Annotated in this window: 10 protein-coding genes and 1 pseudogene; 9 read left to right on the forward strand and 2 right to left on the reverse strand. The window is 73.6% G+C overall.

What is annotated here, in order from left to right:
- The first annotated feature begins 315 nt into the window (after window positions 1–315).
- The 3 genes from ABZX11_RS44340 (at window position 316) to ABZX11_RS44350 (ending at window position 5,537) form a co-directional block, all read left to right on the forward strand.
- Entirely contained in the window at window positions 316–510 is a 195-nt protein-coding gene (locus ABZX11_RS44340; protein WP_354924703.1) for a hypothetical protein, read from the forward strand.
- 270 nt (window positions 511–780) lie between these two features.
- Complete coding sequence (locus ABZX11_RS44345; RefSeq protein ID WP_354924705.1) at window positions 781–2,361, forward strand: RICIN domain-containing protein; 1,581 nt, start codon at window positions 781–783, stop codon at window positions 2,359–2,361.
- A 98-nt stretch (window positions 2,362–2,459) separates the two neighbouring features.
- Window positions 2,460–5,537 carry a BTAD domain-containing putative transcriptional regulator gene (locus ABZX11_RS44350; protein ID WP_354924709.1) on the forward strand — a complete coding sequence of 1,026 codons (3,078 nt, stop codon included), beginning with the start codon at window positions 2,460–2,462 and terminating at the stop codon, window positions 5,535–5,537.
- 3 nt (window positions 5,538–5,540) lie between these two features.
- Here the strand turns inward: ABZX11_RS44350 and ABZX11_RS44355 are convergent.
- Window positions 5,541–6,210 (reverse strand): annotated as a pseudogene (locus ABZX11_RS44355) (IS5 family transposase).
- 326 nt (window positions 6,211–6,536) lie between these two features.
- Here ABZX11_RS44355 and ABZX11_RS44360 point away from each other — a divergent pair.
- Genes ABZX11_RS44360 through ABZX11_RS44375 form a run of 4 tightly spaced genes read left to right on the forward strand, consistent with a single transcriptional unit; the run spans window position 6,537 to window position 10,286 of the window.
- A complete protein-coding gene (locus ABZX11_RS44360; RefSeq protein ID WP_354924711.1) occupies window positions 6,537–7,463 on the forward strand; it encodes a 3-oxoacyl-[acyl-carrier-protein] synthase III C-terminal domain-containing protein in 927 nt (308 codons plus the stop codon).
- Between the two features lie 11 nt (window positions 7,464–7,474).
- Window positions 7,475–8,770, forward strand: a complete 1,296-nt coding sequence (gene lysA, locus ABZX11_RS44365) for a diaminopimelate decarboxylase (RefSeq protein WP_354924713.1) — start codon at window positions 7,475–7,477, stop codon at window positions 8,768–8,770.
- A gap of 4 nt (window positions 8,771–8,774) precedes the next feature.
- Entirely contained in the window at window positions 8,775–9,584 is an 810-nt protein-coding gene (locus tag ABZX11_RS44370) for a hypothetical protein (RefSeq protein WP_176176689.1), read from the forward strand.
- 57 nt (window positions 9,585–9,641) lie between these two features.
- Entirely contained in the window at window positions 9,642–10,286 is a 645-nt protein-coding gene (locus tag ABZX11_RS44375; RefSeq protein ID WP_176176690.1) for a response regulator transcription factor, read from the forward strand.
- On the opposite strand, the gene ABZX11_RS44380 is transcribed toward ABZX11_RS44375, so the two are convergent.
- On the reverse strand, window positions 10,287–11,564 hold the full coding sequence (locus tag ABZX11_RS44380; protein ID WP_354924716.1) for a sensor domain-containing protein: 1,278 nt from the start codon (window positions 11,562–11,564) through the stop codon (window positions 10,287–10,289).
- A gap of 154 nt (window positions 11,565–11,718) precedes the next feature.
- Between ABZX11_RS44380 and ABZX11_RS44385 the strand changes: the two genes are divergently transcribed.
- Both ABZX11_RS44385 and ABZX11_RS44390 read left to right on the forward strand, forming a co-directional pair.
- Window positions 11,719–12,516, forward strand: a complete 798-nt coding sequence (locus tag ABZX11_RS44385) for an ABC transporter ATP-binding protein (protein ID WP_176176691.1) — start codon at window positions 11,719–11,721, stop codon at window positions 12,514–12,516.
- Entirely contained in the window at window positions 12,516–15,086 is a 2,571-nt protein-coding gene (locus tag ABZX11_RS44390) for an FtsX-like permease family protein (protein ID WP_354924718.1), read from the forward strand. Before ABZX11_RS44385 ends, ABZX11_RS44390 begins: the two co-directional genes overlap by 1 nt.
- Window positions 15,087–15,103: the final 17 nt, after the last annotated feature.

Consider the following 15,103-nt stretch of genomic DNA (forward strand, 5'->3'; position numbering starts at 1 on the left):
CGGGGGGGGGGGGCCGGGGGGCTTTCGGCTCGCGCCCCGGCGGGTGTGGGCCGCTATCGGGGGGGGGGGGCGCCGGGGGTGGGGGGCGCGGGGCCGGCGCGCGCCGCCCCACGGTCCTGTCCGGGCTCGCCGCGATATCCGGTTCCCCGCCGAGGCGGCCCCGGGCCCTGCTGCGCCGGCCCACCTACCTGCTGGGTCGGCTGCACCGCAGCGGCCTCGGCCGGACCGACACCGCGCCGGCTGTCCACGCGCGTCGCCGGCGGGCTCGGCCTGGACCGCAGTGAACTGCTCGAACGGCTGGAAGCCGCGGGCCGGGTGTCGCGGGAGCGCGACACCCGGGACCGCCGCCGGCACGTCCTCACCCTCACCGAGGCCGGCCGCGCCCACGGTGGCACGGTCGACGAGGTCTCGAGCGCGCTGACCGGCGACCTGCTCGCCCGGCTGAGTCCCGCTGAGCGGGAGACCCTGCGCCGGCTGCTGCTGAAGGCCCTCGGCGAGGACCCCGCCTGACGCGCCGCGGCGGCAGGATTGCCGCTCCCCGGCCCGGCCCGGCGGCATCCGCGCTGGTCGGACGGCGTGGCCGGATCCGTGGCGGATATGGGTGGTTTCTCCGGTGGATCTTGGCTAGCGTGGGTCCTGCGAATCTGCACGCTGGGGGGAGCAGTGCCGGGTTTTCGACCTGCCGTGGGTCCGGCCGGTGCGGGTGCGGGCGAGGCCGCCACCCGACCGGGGGCCGCGCCGCGCCCCTCGTCACCATTCCGCACTACAGCAGGGAAACCCATGCGAAGATCCCGCGTCCCGTTCGTCGCCGCCGTCGTCTGCGCCGGTGCCGTCCTCGTCCCCGCCTCGGCCGAGGCCCTCGCCGGCGGGCAGCCGGTCGCCGACGGGGCCGACCGGTTCGCCGTCAAGGTCAGCACCGAAGGCGCCGCCTGTTCCGGCGCCCTGATCGCTCCACAGTGGATCGTCACGGCGGCGGCCTGCCTGCCCGGCGCCACCGCGCAGCCGGCCGCGCCCGCGAAGCCGGTCACCGTCTACGCCGGGCAGCCCGACCTGCGCTCGGCCAGCGGGCAGGTCCTCCGGGTGTCCACTGTGGTCGCTCGCGCGGACCGGGACATCGCGCTGGCCAAGCTGACCCACCCGGTCGCCGACGTCACGCCGCTGAAGGTCGGGAGCCGTCCGCCCGCCGCGGAAACCGTGCGCGCGGTCGGGTTCGGCCGCACGGCCACCGAATGGGTGCCGAACCGGCTGACGACCGCGTCCTTCACCCTCGGCGCCGCCACGGCGACGACGGTCGCGGTGACCAGCCCGGCCGGCCAGGACCCCTGCCTCGGCGACGCCGGCGGGCCGCTGCTGCGGCCGGACGGCGGTGGCGGGCTCGAACTCGCCGGCGTGCTGAGCCGGTCGTGGCAGCACGGCTGCCTCGCCGTGACCGAGACGCGCCAGGGCGCGGTCGCGGCCCGCACCGACGACCTCGCGGGCTGGATCGCCGACCAGGTCGCGCCGCGGTCGCTCCGGTTCGTCAACCACAACTCGAAGCGCTGCCTGGCCGTCCAGGGCGCGAACAACGTCGACGACGCGCCGGCGTTCCAGTTCGACTGCCCCGGCGCCTACGCCGATCAGGCGTGGGACCTCGAGCCGCAGGCCACCGGCGGGCTGCTGCTGCGCAACCAGGCCACCAAGAGGTGCCTGATCGTGCACGCGGCGGGCAGCGGCAACGGGACGCCGCTGCAGCAGTACGAGTGCCTGCCGCAGTTCACCGACCAGCTGTGGGACATCGTCGGCGTCGACGGCGGCGTCCAGCTCAAGAACCGCGCGACCGGCCGCTGCGCGGTCGTGTTCGGGGCGAACAACACCAACGGGGCAGGCGCCGCGCAGTACGACTGCCTGCCGCAGTTCTCCGACCAGGTCTGGGAGACCGCTCCGGTGCCGGACCCGGTCCAGGTGGTCAACCGCGCCTCCGGCCGTTGCCTGATCGTGCACGGCGCGAACAACGCCGACGACGCACCCGTGTTCCAGTACGACTGCCTCCCGCAGTTCTCCGACCAGGCGTGGGAGATCGACCCGCAGGCAGGCGGCGGCGTGCTGGTGCGCAACCACTACACGAAGAAGTGCCTGATCGTGCACGGCGCGAACAACGTCAACGGGGCGCAGCTGCTGCAGTACGAGTGCCTGCCGCAGTTCACCGACCAGCTGTGGGACGTCGTCGCGGCCGACGGGCACGCCCAGTTGAAGAACCGCGCCACCGGCCGGTGCGCGGGCGCGGCGGGCACGGGCAACGACGTCACCGCCGCGCAGTACGACTGCACCCCGCAGTCCGGCGACCGGGTCTGGGACGTCCTCCCGTACCCCGCGGGGCACTGACCGCCCCGGGGACGCCGGCGGGGACCCCCGCCGGCGTCCCCGGCCGGTCATGAGCAGTGCTTCGGCACGGGTGCCCCGGCGCTGGCAGAATCGGCGGGGTGGACACAGGCAGGGGAGGCCTTCCGCACACCGAGACCACCACCGCCGCGGCGGGGGAGCCGTTCCCGGCGCTGCTCCGGCGGCGCCGGGCCGAGCTCGGGCTCACCCAGGCCGAGCTCGCGCGGCGGGCCGGCGTCAGCGTCCGCGCCGTGCGCTACCTCGAGCAGGGCCGGACGCGGAACCCGCGGACGGCGTCGGTCCGCCAGCTGATCGCCGCCCTCGAACCGGAGCCGGGGACGCCGGCCGGGAGCACCACCCGGGTCGGCGTCCTCGGGCCGTTGCTGGTCGAGGTCCGGGGCGAGCAGCAGCACCTCGGCGACACCCGGGGGGCCCGGCTGCTCGGCCTGCTGGCCCTGCAGCCGAACCGGCCGGTCGCGGTGGCCGACATCGTCGAGGTCCTCTGGGGCGCCCGGCCGCCCCGCTCGCACGGGGACCTCGTCGGCAGCGCGGTCCGCCGGTTGCGAGCGCTGCTGGGCCCGCAGCTGCGGCCGGCCACCACCGGACGCGGCGGCTACCGGCTCGAAGGCACGCCCGAGCAGCTCGACGTCCTGCGGTTCGAAGCCCGGCTCGGCGAAGCCAAAGCCGCGGGCGACCGCGAAAGCGCCTTCCGCGCCCTCGACGAAGCGATGGCCTGCTGGCGCGGCCCGGTGCTCGCCGGTCACCCCGCGCTGCACCAGCACCCCGCGGTGGCCGCCCTCTCCCGGCAGCGGCTGTCCGCCGCGCTCGCCTACGCCGACGCCGGGATCGCCCTCGGCCGGCACGCCGAGGTCGTCGACCGGCTGGAGGCCATGCGTGACGACGAACCACTGCACGAGGGCCTGCACGCCCGGCTGATGCTCGCGCTCGCGGGCAGCGGGCGGCAGGCCGCCGCGCTCGCGCTGTTCGACGACCTGCACACGCGGCTGGCGACCGAACTCGGCATCGAGCCCGGGCCGGAGGTCCGGGCCGCCCAGCTGCACGTCCTGCGCCAGGAGGTCCCGCCCGCCGGCCGGGTGTTCGGCAGCAGCAACTACCTCCCGCGCGACGCCGACCACTTCGTCGGCCGCGTGGCCGAGACGGTCCGGCTGACCGGAGGCACCGCGGTGTACGGCATCTGCGGGATGGCCGGCGTCGGCAAGACGGCGCTCGCGGTCCACCTCGGGCACCGGTTCGCCGACCGGTTCCCGGACGGGCAGCTGTTCGCCGACCTGCACGCACACGGCCCGGACGGCCCGCTCGCTCCCGCGGCCGCGCTCGACTCGCTGCTGCGCCAGCTCGGCGTGGACGGCGCCCGGATCCCCGAGCGGCTGGACCAGCGCGCCGCGCTCTGGCGGTCGCTGCTCGTCGGCCGCAACGCGCTGGTGGTGCTCGACGACGCCGCGGGCGCCGCCCAGGTGCGCCCGCTGCTGCCCGGCGGCACCGGCTCGCTCGTGCTGGTCACCAGCCGGACCCGGCTGACCAGCCTCGACGCCGTGACGACGCTGTCATTGGACGTCCTCGCCCCGGCCGAAGCCGCGCAGCTGCTCACCCGGGTCGCCGGCCCGGACCGCACCGGCGGCGATCCCGCGGTCGCCGAGATCGCCCGGCTGTGCGGCTACCTGCCGCTCGCGCTGCGGATCGCCGCCGCGCGCCTGCGCGACCGTCCGTTGTGGACGGTGGCGCACCTGGCCGGCCTGCTGCGCGACGAGCACCGGCGGCTGGCCGAGCTGAGCACCGGCGACCGCGGCGTCGGGGCGGCGTTCACCCTTTCCTACCGCCAGCTCGCCGAGCCGCAGCAACGGCTGTTCCGGCTGCTCGGCGGGTTCCCCGGCACCGACATCGACGCCTGGGCGGCCGCGGCGATCGCCGGGTGCGGGCCCCGGGAGGCCGAACGGCTGCTCGAGGAGCTCGTCGACGTCCACCTGCTGGTCCAGCCCGCGCTCGGGCGCTACCGGTTCCACGACCTGATCCGCGACCACGCCCGCGCGACCGGCCTGGCCGGCCCGGCCGCGCCCCGGGACGCGGCGGCGAGCCGGGTGTTCGACTACTACCTGCACGTGGCGGCGCGGGCGGCCGACGTGCTGGAGCCGACGCGGAAACGATTCCCGCCGGCCGGGTCCCCGCCGGCGCACGCGCCGGAGTTCGGCACCGAGGCGGAGGCGCTCGCCTGGCTGGAGGCCGAGCGGCCGAACCTGGCGGCGATCGCCGCGGCGGCCGGCCGGGACCGGCCCGGCCACTGCTGGCGGCTCGTGCAGACGCTGTGGCGGTTCTACTTCGTCCGCGGGCACGTGGACGACTGGCTCCGCACGCACCGGCTCGCGCTCGAGGTGGTCCGGGATCCGGTGGCGGAGGCCGAGCTGCGCAAGAACCTGGGGCTCGGCCACTGGCGCAGCGGCAACTTCGCGGAGGCGGTCGGCCAGCACCGCCGGGCACTGGCGCTCGACCGCGCGAACGACGACGTCTGGGGCCAGGCCAAAACCCACAACCACCTGGGGTTCATCCACGCCCGCGGCGGCAGCCACGACGAGGCGCTGGACCACCACCGCACGGCGACCGAGCTGTACCGCGCGGCGGGCGACCGCTGCGGCGAAGCCCGCGCGCTGGTCGGCCTGGGCGACCTGCACTACCACGCCGGCCGCCGGGCGGAGAGCGCGGCGGACTTCCGGCGCGGCTTGGACCTGGCCCACGAGGTGGGCGACCGCTGGGGCGAAGCACTGGCGGCGATCGGCCTGGGCTTCACGGCGGCGCCCCGTGACGCCCGCCGCCACCTGGAGCGAGGCCTGGAGTACGCCAGGGAGGCGGGCGACCGCTGGGGCGAGAGCATGGCGTTGACGGGCTTGGGCATGGTCCGCCACGCCGAGGGCGGGTCGGCGGCCGCGGCGAATGTGTTGCGCCAGGCGGTGACGTTGACCCAGGAGGTCGGCGACCGCTGGTGGGAGCGCATGGCGACGACCGCGCTGGGGCGGGTGCAGGCGGCGCTGGGAAGGGACGCGGAGGCCGTGGTGCTCCACGAGCGCGCGGTGCGGCTGGCGCGTGAGGCGGGTGACGAGGCGGGGGAGGCCGAGGCTTCGGCGGCGTTGGCGGAAATGCCGGTGGTGCGGTCGAAGAGGGGCGCTTAGAAGTCAGTTCAGAATGAGTTTGTGGAGGCAGATGACCGAGCAGGCCAGGGTGAGGATGGCTTGATGCCCGTCGGCCCGTCGTTCGGTGCGGATGCGCAGTCGGCGGAAATTCTTCAGCCGAGCGAAGGTGCGTTCCACCGGCCATCGGATTTGCCCAGGCCGGAGCCGTGTTCGACACCGCGGCGGGCGACGAGCGGGGTGAGGCCGCGGGCTCGGACCAGGCGGCGGTACTTGTCGTGGTCGTAGCCGCGATCAGCGTAGAGCCGCCGCGGCCGGCGACGGGGCTTGCCGACCGCACCGCGGATCGGTGGGATCGCGTCGAGCAGTGGGATTAGCTGGGCGACGTCATTGCGGTGTCCGCCGGTCAGGGTGACTGCCAGCGGGGTGCCGTGGGCGTCGGTGATCAGGTGGTGCTTCGAGCCAAGCTTGCGCCGGTCGACCGGGCTGGGCCCGGTGTGGTCCCCCCTTTGAGGGCACGCGGATGGGTCGAGTCGACCAGCGCGGTGGGCAGGCGGTTCCAGCCGATGCCGGTGCGGATGACGTACAGGATGCCTTCGAGTGCGGCGCGGTCATCGGCACGCTTGCGGCCCGGGTAGCGCAACCGCCGCGGGTGCACTGGAAGCAGCGGTTCGAGCCGCTCCCAGAGCTGGTCGGTCAGAACCTCCTCACGCATACGAGAATTCTGGAAAGCCCCGCAGCTCCTGCGAGGACGACACGCCGACTCATTCTGAACTGACTTCTTAGGCCGGGTCGGCATGCTTCGCCACTCCCGAGGCGCCCCCCCCGCAGGCGGGGGAACGCACGCGCCGGGCGGTGGCGTTGCCCGCGAGGCCGGGGACCGCTGGGAGCGCTTGGCGACCACCGCGCGGCCGGAAACGCCGGTGCCACGACCCGCAACGCGCACTCGACCCCGGGTCAGCAAGCCGTCAGTGGGACGTCAGCGGTCGCCGGGATTCTGGGTTCATCCGAGAAGCGGACCCGATGGGAGTTGACGGCGCGATGACTTCGCTGGTTGCGGTGTCCACCTACGTGCCGACCACCGTCCCGATCGAAGCGCTGCAGGACGAGCTCGGCCTCGACTCCGGGCAGGTGCGCCGGTTCCGGCGGATGTACGGGCTCGACCGGGTCTGCCGGTCCGACGAGTCCGAAGCGGACATGGTGCTCGGTGCGGCCAGCAAGCTCGCCGCCCTGCGGGGCCGGGAAGAGCGCGTCCGCTACGTCGTGCGGGCCAAGACCATGCCGGCCGCGAACCCCTACCCCGTCGATCCCATGGTCGACGTGCGGGCCGCGCTCGGGCTGACCCACGCCACCCTCTTCACCCTCACCGATCACGCCTGCGCCTCCGGCCTGCTCGCCGTCGACCTCTGCGGCACGCTGCTGGCCGCCGACGGGGATCCCGATGCGCTGGCCCTCGTCCTCACCGGCGAAAAGGCGTTCACCCACTCCGCGCAGGTCATCCCCGACACCGCGATCATGGGCGAGGCCACCGCCGCGGTGCTCGTCGGGGCCGGCGACGACCAGGACACCCTGCTCGGCTACGCCACCACCACGCTCGGCGGCCCCGGCGGCGAAGTCATCCTCGACGACGAGCAGGCCGCCGAGTTCCGGCAGATCTACCCCGGCGCGGTCGCCGAGGTCGCGCGGGAAGCCGTGGCCGCCGCCGGGCTGAGCGTCGACGACATCGATCTCGTGCTGCCGCACAACGTCAACAAGATCTCCTGGGTGCGCGCGAGTGCCGCGCTCGGCATCCCGCGCTCGAAGATCTTCCTGCAGAACGTCGGGGTCACCGGGCACTGCTTCTGCGCCGACCCCTTCCTCAACCACCGCGCCGCCGACGGCCTCGGGCTCATTCCGCCCGGTGCCCATTATCTGATGATTTCCGTCGGCCTGGGGTCGACGTTCTCCGCCATGGTCTTCCGGAAATGAGGAGCGCAGCAATGAGTGTCGAATTCGAGATCTCCGGCGTCGGGATCGCCGAGCTCGCGGAACGCTACGGCACCCCGCTCTTCGTCTACGACGGCGACGAACTGGGTGGCAGGCTGCTGGGCCTGCGCGAACGGCTGCACCCGCGGCTGGAGATCTTCTACTCGCTGAAGTCCAATCCGAACATCTCGGTGTGCGCGCTGCTGCACGCCCACGGCGCCCGGGCCGAAGTGTCCTCGATGGCCGAGCTGATCACCGCGCGCCGCGCCGGGGTCGCCGGCGAGGACATCATCTTCCTCGGACCCGGCAAGAGCGCCTCGGAACTGGCCGCCTGCCTGGACGAAGGCGTCTACACCGTCGTCTGCGAATCGTTCGGCGAACTGGCGATGCTCGACGACCTCGCGCGGGAACGCGGCATCGAAGCGCGGGTCGCGCTGCGGGTGAACCCGAGCTTCGCGGTCAAGGGTTCCGGCCTCACCATGGGCGGCAAGCCGCGCCAGTTCGGCATCGACGAAGAGCAGCTGCTGGCCGCGACCGACCTGGTGGACCGGCACCCGCACCTGCGGCTGATGGGCGTGCAGGTCTACATGGGCACCCGGATCCTCGACGAGGAGCCGATCGTCGAGAACACCCGGCGCATCTTCGAGCTGGCCGAACGGGTTTCGCGGCAGCTGGGCTTCCCGCTGGAGATGGTCGACGTCGGCGGCGGCCTCGGTGTCGCCTACTTCGACGGCGAGAAGGACCTGGACCGCGACCTGCTCGCCTCGATGCTCAACCCGGTGATCGACGAGTTCGCGCAGCGGCACCCGGCCACGCGGCTGGTCATGGAGCTCGGCCGGTACCTGGCCGCGACGGCCGGCACCTACGTCGTGCGGGTCCGCTACACCAAGACCTCGCTGGGCCAGAACTTCGCCGTCGCCGACGGTGGCACGAACCACCACATGGCCGCCGTCGGGATCGGCTCCTACGTCAAGCGCGATTTCCCGATCCGGCTGCTCAACCGCATCGACGAGCCCGCCACCGAAACCTGGCAGATCACCGGGCCGCTGTGCACGCCCAACGACGTGCTGGCCAAGAAGGCCGCGCTGCCGCCCGTGCGCCCCGGCGACCTGATCGGCGTCACGCGCTCCGGCGCCTACGGCCCGACGGCGTCCCCGGTCCTGTTCCTCAGCCACGGCTACCCGGCCGAGGTGATCGTCCACAACGGACAGCACTACCTGGTCAGCGAGCGGGACGAGCCCGCGGACCTGTTGCGGCGCCAGCACCTGCACGAGTTCGCCGCGCCGGTCGCCGTGGGCGCGGAGCGCTAGGCAGATGTACCGCGCGTCCGCGACCACCCTGTCCGCCCCGCCCGCGCCGGGCCTGCGGCCGTTGCCGCTGCGCCTGGCGCTGGCGACCCGGCGCGAGTTCGCCCCCGGCGACCGCGAGATCGACGTCCCCGCGCTGCACCGGTACTTCGCCGACCTCAGCCGCGGGCACGAGATCGGCTTCCGGCCCGGCCGGGTGACGCGGGCGCGCGGCAACCCCTTCCTCGCGATGGCCCGCGAACTGCTCGCCGGGCAGCTGTCCGGCGAGCGGATCGACCTCGCGATCGTCGCGCACGCGGCACCCGAGTTCGACCCGCGGCTGTCGGCGCCGGTGAACCTGACCGCCGTGCTCCCCGGCAACCCGCTGGTGTTTTCCGTTTCCGGGCAGGGCAGTCTGGCCCCGTTCACCGCCCTGCGGATCGCGGGCACCTACGCCCGGCGCCACGGCTACGGGCGGGTGCTGGTGCTGATCACGGACCAGGGCGTCACGCCGTACGACCTGCCCGAGCCGATCGGTGACGCGGCCACCGCGCTGCTGTTCGAGACCGGCGGCCGCCGGACGGTCCGCGTCGGCTACGAACCCGAAGCCGCACCGGAGGCGCTGGGAGCGTTCGAACCGGCGGACACCGTCGTCGTCGGCCCCGGGCTGGCCGCGCTGGGTTCCCCGCCGGGCGCGATCGTCGCGCCGGCCGGGTTCCCGTGCACCGGGCTCTGGGCGCCGCTCGCCGACGGCACGGCCACCGGTTCCGTGCTGCTGGCCGACCACGACCCGCGCCGCGGTGCGCTGGGGGTCTGCGTGGTGGCCGAGTCCGATTGACGCGGCCCTAAGATGGGCGTGGTCGGCAGCCGGGTTCGGAAAGCGGGGGACGGACGAGTGCGCGTGGTCATCGGAGAAGACCAGTTCCTGCTCCGGGACGGTCTGGTGCGGCTGCTCGAGGCGCACGAATTCGAGGTCAGCGCGGCCGTCGACAACGGGCCGGACCTGCTGGAGGCGATGCTGCGCGAACGGCCGGACATCGCCATCGTCGACATCCGGCTGCCGCCGTCGTTCACCGACGAGGGCCTGCGCGCCGCGATCGAAGCGCGGCGGCGCATCCAGGGGTTCCCGGTGCTCGTCCTTTCGCAGTACGTGGAACGGCTGTACGCCGACGAACTCCTCGCCGACGGCGAGGGTTCGGTCGGCTACCTGCTCAAGGACCGCGTGTTCCACGGCGACCAGTTCGTGGACGCCGTCCGCCAGGTCGCACTCGGAGGCACGGTGATGGACCCGGACGTGGTGACCCGGCTGCTGACGCACAACACCCGCGACGACCGCCTGGAACGGCTGACCGCGCGGGAGCGCGAAGTCCTCAAGCTGATGGCCGAAGGCCGCTCCAACAGCAACATCGCCGGCGTGCTGGTCGTCTCGGAGAAGGCCGTTTCCAAGCACATCAACAACATCCTCGCCAAGCTGAACCTGCCGCAGTCGGAAGACGCGAACCGGCGGGTGCTCGCCGTGCTCGCGTACCTGAAGCACTGATCAGGGCGCCAGGCCGCAGGGGATCTCGATCGTCACCATGGTCGGGCCGCCGAGCGGGCTGAGGATCGTGATGAAGCCGTCGAGCGGGGCGAGCCGCTTCTCGATGCCGCGCAGGCCCGAACCGCCCTCGGTGTTCGCGCCACCGCGGCCGTTGTCGCTGACGTTGATCACCAGCCGGCCGAACTCGTAGTGGACGTTGATCGAGCCGCTCTGCGCGCCCGAGTGCTTCATCGCGTTGTTCAGCAGTTCGGACACCGAGAAGTACGCGGCGGTCTCGACCGCCAGCGACGGACGGCCGGGCAGGTCGATCGTCGTCTCGATGTGCAGCGGGTTTTCGATGGCCAGGGTGCGGATCGCGTCGGCGATGCCCCGGTCGACCAGCACCGGCGGCTGGATCCCGCGGACGAGGTCGCGCAGCTGCTGCAACGCCTTCGCGGAGCTGTTCTTCGCTTCGTCCATCAGGGATCGCGCGGCTTCGGGGTGGGAGTCGAGCACGCGCATGGCGGCGTCGAGCGTCATCCCCATCGCGACGAGGTGGGTCTGCGCGCCGTCGTGCAGGTCGCGCTCGATGCGGCGCAGCTCGGTCGCCTGCGAGCCCACGGCGTCGTCCCGGCTTTCCGACAGGTGCTGCACGCGGTGGGTCAACCGGGTCACTTCGGTCGGGGACAGCAGCGTGGCCGCGAGCCGCGCGTGCAGCCGCAGCAGGTGCGGGGCGCACCACAGCGCGAGCGGGAAGTGGGCCAGGCCGAGGATGGCGGCGAACCAGGCCGTCGGCTGGTCGTCCACCGGGATCACGACGTACCAGCTGCCGAGCCACTCGGCGGCCTCGGTGCCGACCAGGAACGGCATGGTGAGCCCGCGGATCCCGTGCAGCACCAGCAGGAGCGGGGTGAGGGTCAGCAGGATGCCGAGGGAGCTGTCCACCAGCAGCCACAGCGCGTCACGCCAGTTCGCGCGGTCGCCGAGCAGGTGGTGGCAGCGGCGCAGCGGGGTGCTCCCGGCCGGCTCCGGCAGGTACGGCGACGGGATCCGCACGCCGGACCACGCCTCGGCCGACGCCCGGACCCGGTCGGTCAGCGACCGCATCAGCAGCACGGCCGGGGGCAGCATGAACAGCCCCACGCCGACGCCGATCAGCGAGCCGGCGGTGACCACGACGACGAACATCACGAGTTCGGTCACCGCGAGCACGGCCAGCGCGCCGCCGCGCAGGGTGGCCGGCCCGCCGTCGCGCAGCAGCGACCGCGTCATGGTGGCGACCGGGCTTCCGCTAGTCATGGCGCCCATTATGCGCAGGCGGAAGCCGTCTTCGCGGTAGTGCTAACCCCCGCAAACTTCCGCTCCCTAGCACCCTCGGAATCGGGCCACCGGCTTCGTACCGTGGTCCCGGTAAGGAAAACGCGAAAGCGAAGCCACGGTAGGGGAGCCGCAGATGTACCAGCAAGGCGACACGGCCGAAGTCGTGCGGCTGCTGTCCGTGCGCAAGGCGTACGGCAAGGACCGGGCCCAGGTGCTGGCCCTCGACAACGTGACGGCGGGCTTCGCCGGTGGCACGTTCACCGCCGTGATGGGACCGTCCGGTTCGGGCAAGAGCACGCTGCTGCACTGCGCGGCCGGCCTGGACAAGCCGACGTCCGGCTCGGTCGTGCTGGGCGGCACCGACCTCAGCGCGATGCGCGAGGTCGAGCTGACCCGGCTGCGGCGGGACCGGATCGGGTTCGTGTTCCAGGCCTTCAACCTGCTGCCCGCGCTGGACGTCGAGCAGAACGTGACGCTGCCGCTGCGGCTGGCGGGACGGCGGGCCGACCCGGCCTGGGTGCACCGGGTCATCGACCAGGTCGGCCTCGGCAAGCGGCGCAACCACCGGCCCAGCGAGCTCTCCGGCGGGCAGCAGCAGCGGGTGGCGATCGCCCGCGCCCTCGTCACCCACCCCGAGGTGATCTTCGCCGACGAGCCGACCGGCGCGCTCGACACGCGGTCGGCCCAGGAAGTGCTCACCCTGCTGCGGCAGGCGACGAGCGTGTCCCGGCAGACCATCGTGATGGTCACGCACGACCCGGTCGCCGCCTCCTACGCCGACCGCGTGCTCTTCCTCGCCGACGGCCGCGTCGTCGACGAGCTGCGGCAGCCGAACCCCGAAGAGGTGGCTCGCCGGATGACCGGCCTGGTCGCCCGCGCCGAGCAGCGGCCGCAGCAGGAAGGCCCCTGGCTGAGCGAGCTGACGCGCTGATGCTGACCCTCGTCCTGCGCACCCTGCGCCACCGCACCGGCGGTTTCATCGCCACCCTCGTCTCGGTGTTCGTCGGCACCGCCGTGATGCTCGCCTGCGGCGGCCTGATGGAGACCGGCATCCGGACCGTCATCCCGCCGCAGCGGCTGGCCGCCGCGCCGATCGTGGTGGCGGGCAACCAGTCCTACGACCTGCCCACGGTCGGCCACGGCGAAGACGCCTACCACGAGACCGCGACGCTGTCCGAGCGCGTCCGGCTCGACGCCGGCCTCGCGGCCGCGATCGGCGCGGTGCCCGGCGTCGCGCACGTGGTCCCCGACGTCTCCTTCCACGCCGAGGTGCTCGGCGACTCCGGCGGCCCGTCGGTGCCCGGCACGCAGGCCGGCCACAGCTGGGTTTCCGCCGAGCTGGCGCCCTACCGGCTGACCGAAGGCACCGCGCCGATCCGCGAGGGCGAGGTCGTGCTCGATTCCGCCACCGCGGCCCGGATCGGCGCGCACGCCGGCGCCGAGGCCGACATCGCCGTCCGCGGCGGCGTGCACTCCTACCAGGTCACCGGGATCGCCGACGCCGGCCGCGTGATGGCCGCCGACGCGGTGTTCTTCTCGCCCGCCGAAGCCACCGGGCTGCAGGCCGCGGCCGGGCAGGTGGACGCGTTCGGCGTCCAGCTCGCGCCCGGGGCCGACGTCGCCACCGTCGACGCGAAGGTCGCCGCCGCGGTGCACGACCAGCGCGCGGTGACGCTGACCGGCGATGCCCGCGGTTCCGCCGAGTTCGCGAAGGCGGCCGGTGACGGCGAGCTGCTGATCATCCTCGCGGCCGTGTTCGGCGGCCTCGCGGCGCAGGTCGCGATGTTCGTCGTCGCCAGCACACTGACGCTTTCGGTGCAGCAGCGCCGCCGCGAGGTGGCCATGCTGCGGGCGATCGGCGCGACCCCGCGCCAGCTGAGCCGGATGATCACCGGCGAGTCGATGATCATCGGCGCGCTGGGCACGGCACTCGCGATCGTCCCCGGCGTGCTGCTCGGGGAGTGGCTCTTCGGGCGGCTGACCGGTTTCGGCGTGATCCAGCCGGTGCTCAAGTTCGAGCAGGGCTTCTACCCGGTCGTCGCCGCGGCGATCGTCGGCCTGAGCTCGGCGTGGGGCGCGGCCTTCGTCGCCGCCCGGTACGCCGGGCGCACGCGGCCGGTCGAAGCCATGCGGGAGACGGCGATCCCCACCCGCTGGCTGACCCCGGCGCGGCTGTGGCTCGGGGTGTCCAGCCTGATCGGCGCGGTCGCGCTGGCCTACCTGACGATCACGGTCGTCGACGGCCCGCTCGCGGCGAGCACGGCGGGCCCGGCCGTCACGCTGGTGGCGACCGCGGTCGCGCTGTTCGCCCCCGGCCTGACCAAGCTGCTGGTCGGGCTGCTGCGCCGGCCGATCCGCGCGTTCGGCGGCCTGCCCGGCTACCTGGCCTCGCTCAACGCGCGGGCCCGCTGGATGCCGATGGCCGGTGCGGTCACGCCGATCATGCTGGCCACCGGGCTGGCGATCTTCATGCTGTACTTCCAGACCACCGAGGTCGCGGTCGCGGAGAAGCAGTACACCGATTCGCTGCTCGCCGACGCCGTTGTGACCTCGGCGACCGGCGACCTGCCGCCCGACCTGATCGCCAAGGTGCAGCAGACCCCCGGCGTCGCCGGCGCGACGGCGTTCGTGACCAGCAAGGGCTACAACGAAAAGCCCTCGGACGCGACCCAGGACGAAGACGGCGTGGACCTCACCGGCGTCACGGCGGACGGCGTGGCGAAGGCGTGGGGGAGCCTGGTCGCGACCGGGCAGCTCGACGCCCTGCACGGCAACACCATCGCGCTGCCCGCGGACCTCGCGCAGCGGCTCGGGGTCGGGGTGGGGGCGAAGATCGTCATGCGGCTGGGCGACGGTTCCCGGGCCACCCTGGACGTCGTCGCGACCCTGCGGACCACGGCGTCCTCGGCGTCGGCGCTGATGCCGGCCGACACCCTCGCCCCGCACACGGCGGCCGGCGCGGCCGACCGGATCCTCGTCATGGCGCAACCGGGGACGGCGGAAGGCGACCTGCTCGCGTCGCTGCGCAGCCGCACCGGGGACGTCGACGGCGTCCAGGTGGCCGGCCGGGAGGCGCTCACCAAGGCGTTCCTGGCCGAGGTCCAGGCCAACGCCTGGGTCAACTACCTGATCGTCGGGCTGCTGCTGGTGTACGCCGCGATCTCGATGGTCAACACGCTGGTGATGGCGACGGCGGACCGGCGGCGCGAGTTCGGGCTGCAGCGGCTCATCGGGTCGACGCGGGGCCAGGTGATGCGCATGATGGCCGTGGAGGCGGGGATCGTGGCCGCCATCGGCGTTTTCCTCGGCACGCTGGTCGCGGCGTCGATGCTGGTGCCCTTCAGCGCGGCGGTGTCGGACAGCCCCTTCCCGTCCGGTCCTTTGTGGATATATCTTGTGATACTCGGGCTGGCCGTCGTGCTGACGGTGGTGGCCACCTGCGCGCCGACGTGGTTCACGTTGCGCACCAGGCCGTCGCCTTCGACGCTCGCCCCTGAATAGGTGACCTCGGGCGGGCC

It is taken from the genome of Amycolatopsis sp. NPDC004169, from assembly GCF_040610315.1.
GTDB lineage: Bacteria > Actinomycetota > Actinomycetes > Mycobacteriales > Pseudonocardiaceae > Amycolatopsis.

Coding starts and splice junctions, on each gene's coding strand:
- ABZX11_RS44345 (WP_354924705.1), top strand. CDS start 781: ATGCGAAGATCCCGCGTCCCGTTCGTCGCCGCCGTCGTCTGCGCCGGT.
- ABZX11_RS44360 (WP_354924711.1), top strand. CDS start 6,537: ATGACTTCGCTGGTTGCGGTGTCCACCTACGTGCCGACCACCGTCCCG.
- lysA (WP_354924713.1), top strand. CDS start 7,475: ATGAGTGTCGAATTCGAGATCTCCGGCGTCGGGATCGCCGAGCTCGCG.
- ABZX11_RS44370 (WP_176176689.1), top strand. CDS start 8,775: ATGTACCGCGCGTCCGCGACCACCCTGTCCGCCCCGCCCGCGCCGGGC.
- ABZX11_RS44380 (WP_354924716.1), bottom strand. CDS start 11,564: ATGACTAGCGGAAGCCCGGTCGCCACCATGACGCGGTCGCTGCTGCGC.
- ABZX11_RS44385 (WP_176176691.1), top strand. CDS start 11,719: ATGTACCAGCAAGGCGACACGGCCGAAGTCGTGCGGCTGCTGTCCGTG.
- ABZX11_RS44390 (WP_354924718.1), top strand. CDS start 12,516: ATGCTGACCCTCGTCCTGCGCACCCTGCGCCACCGCACCGGCGGTTTC.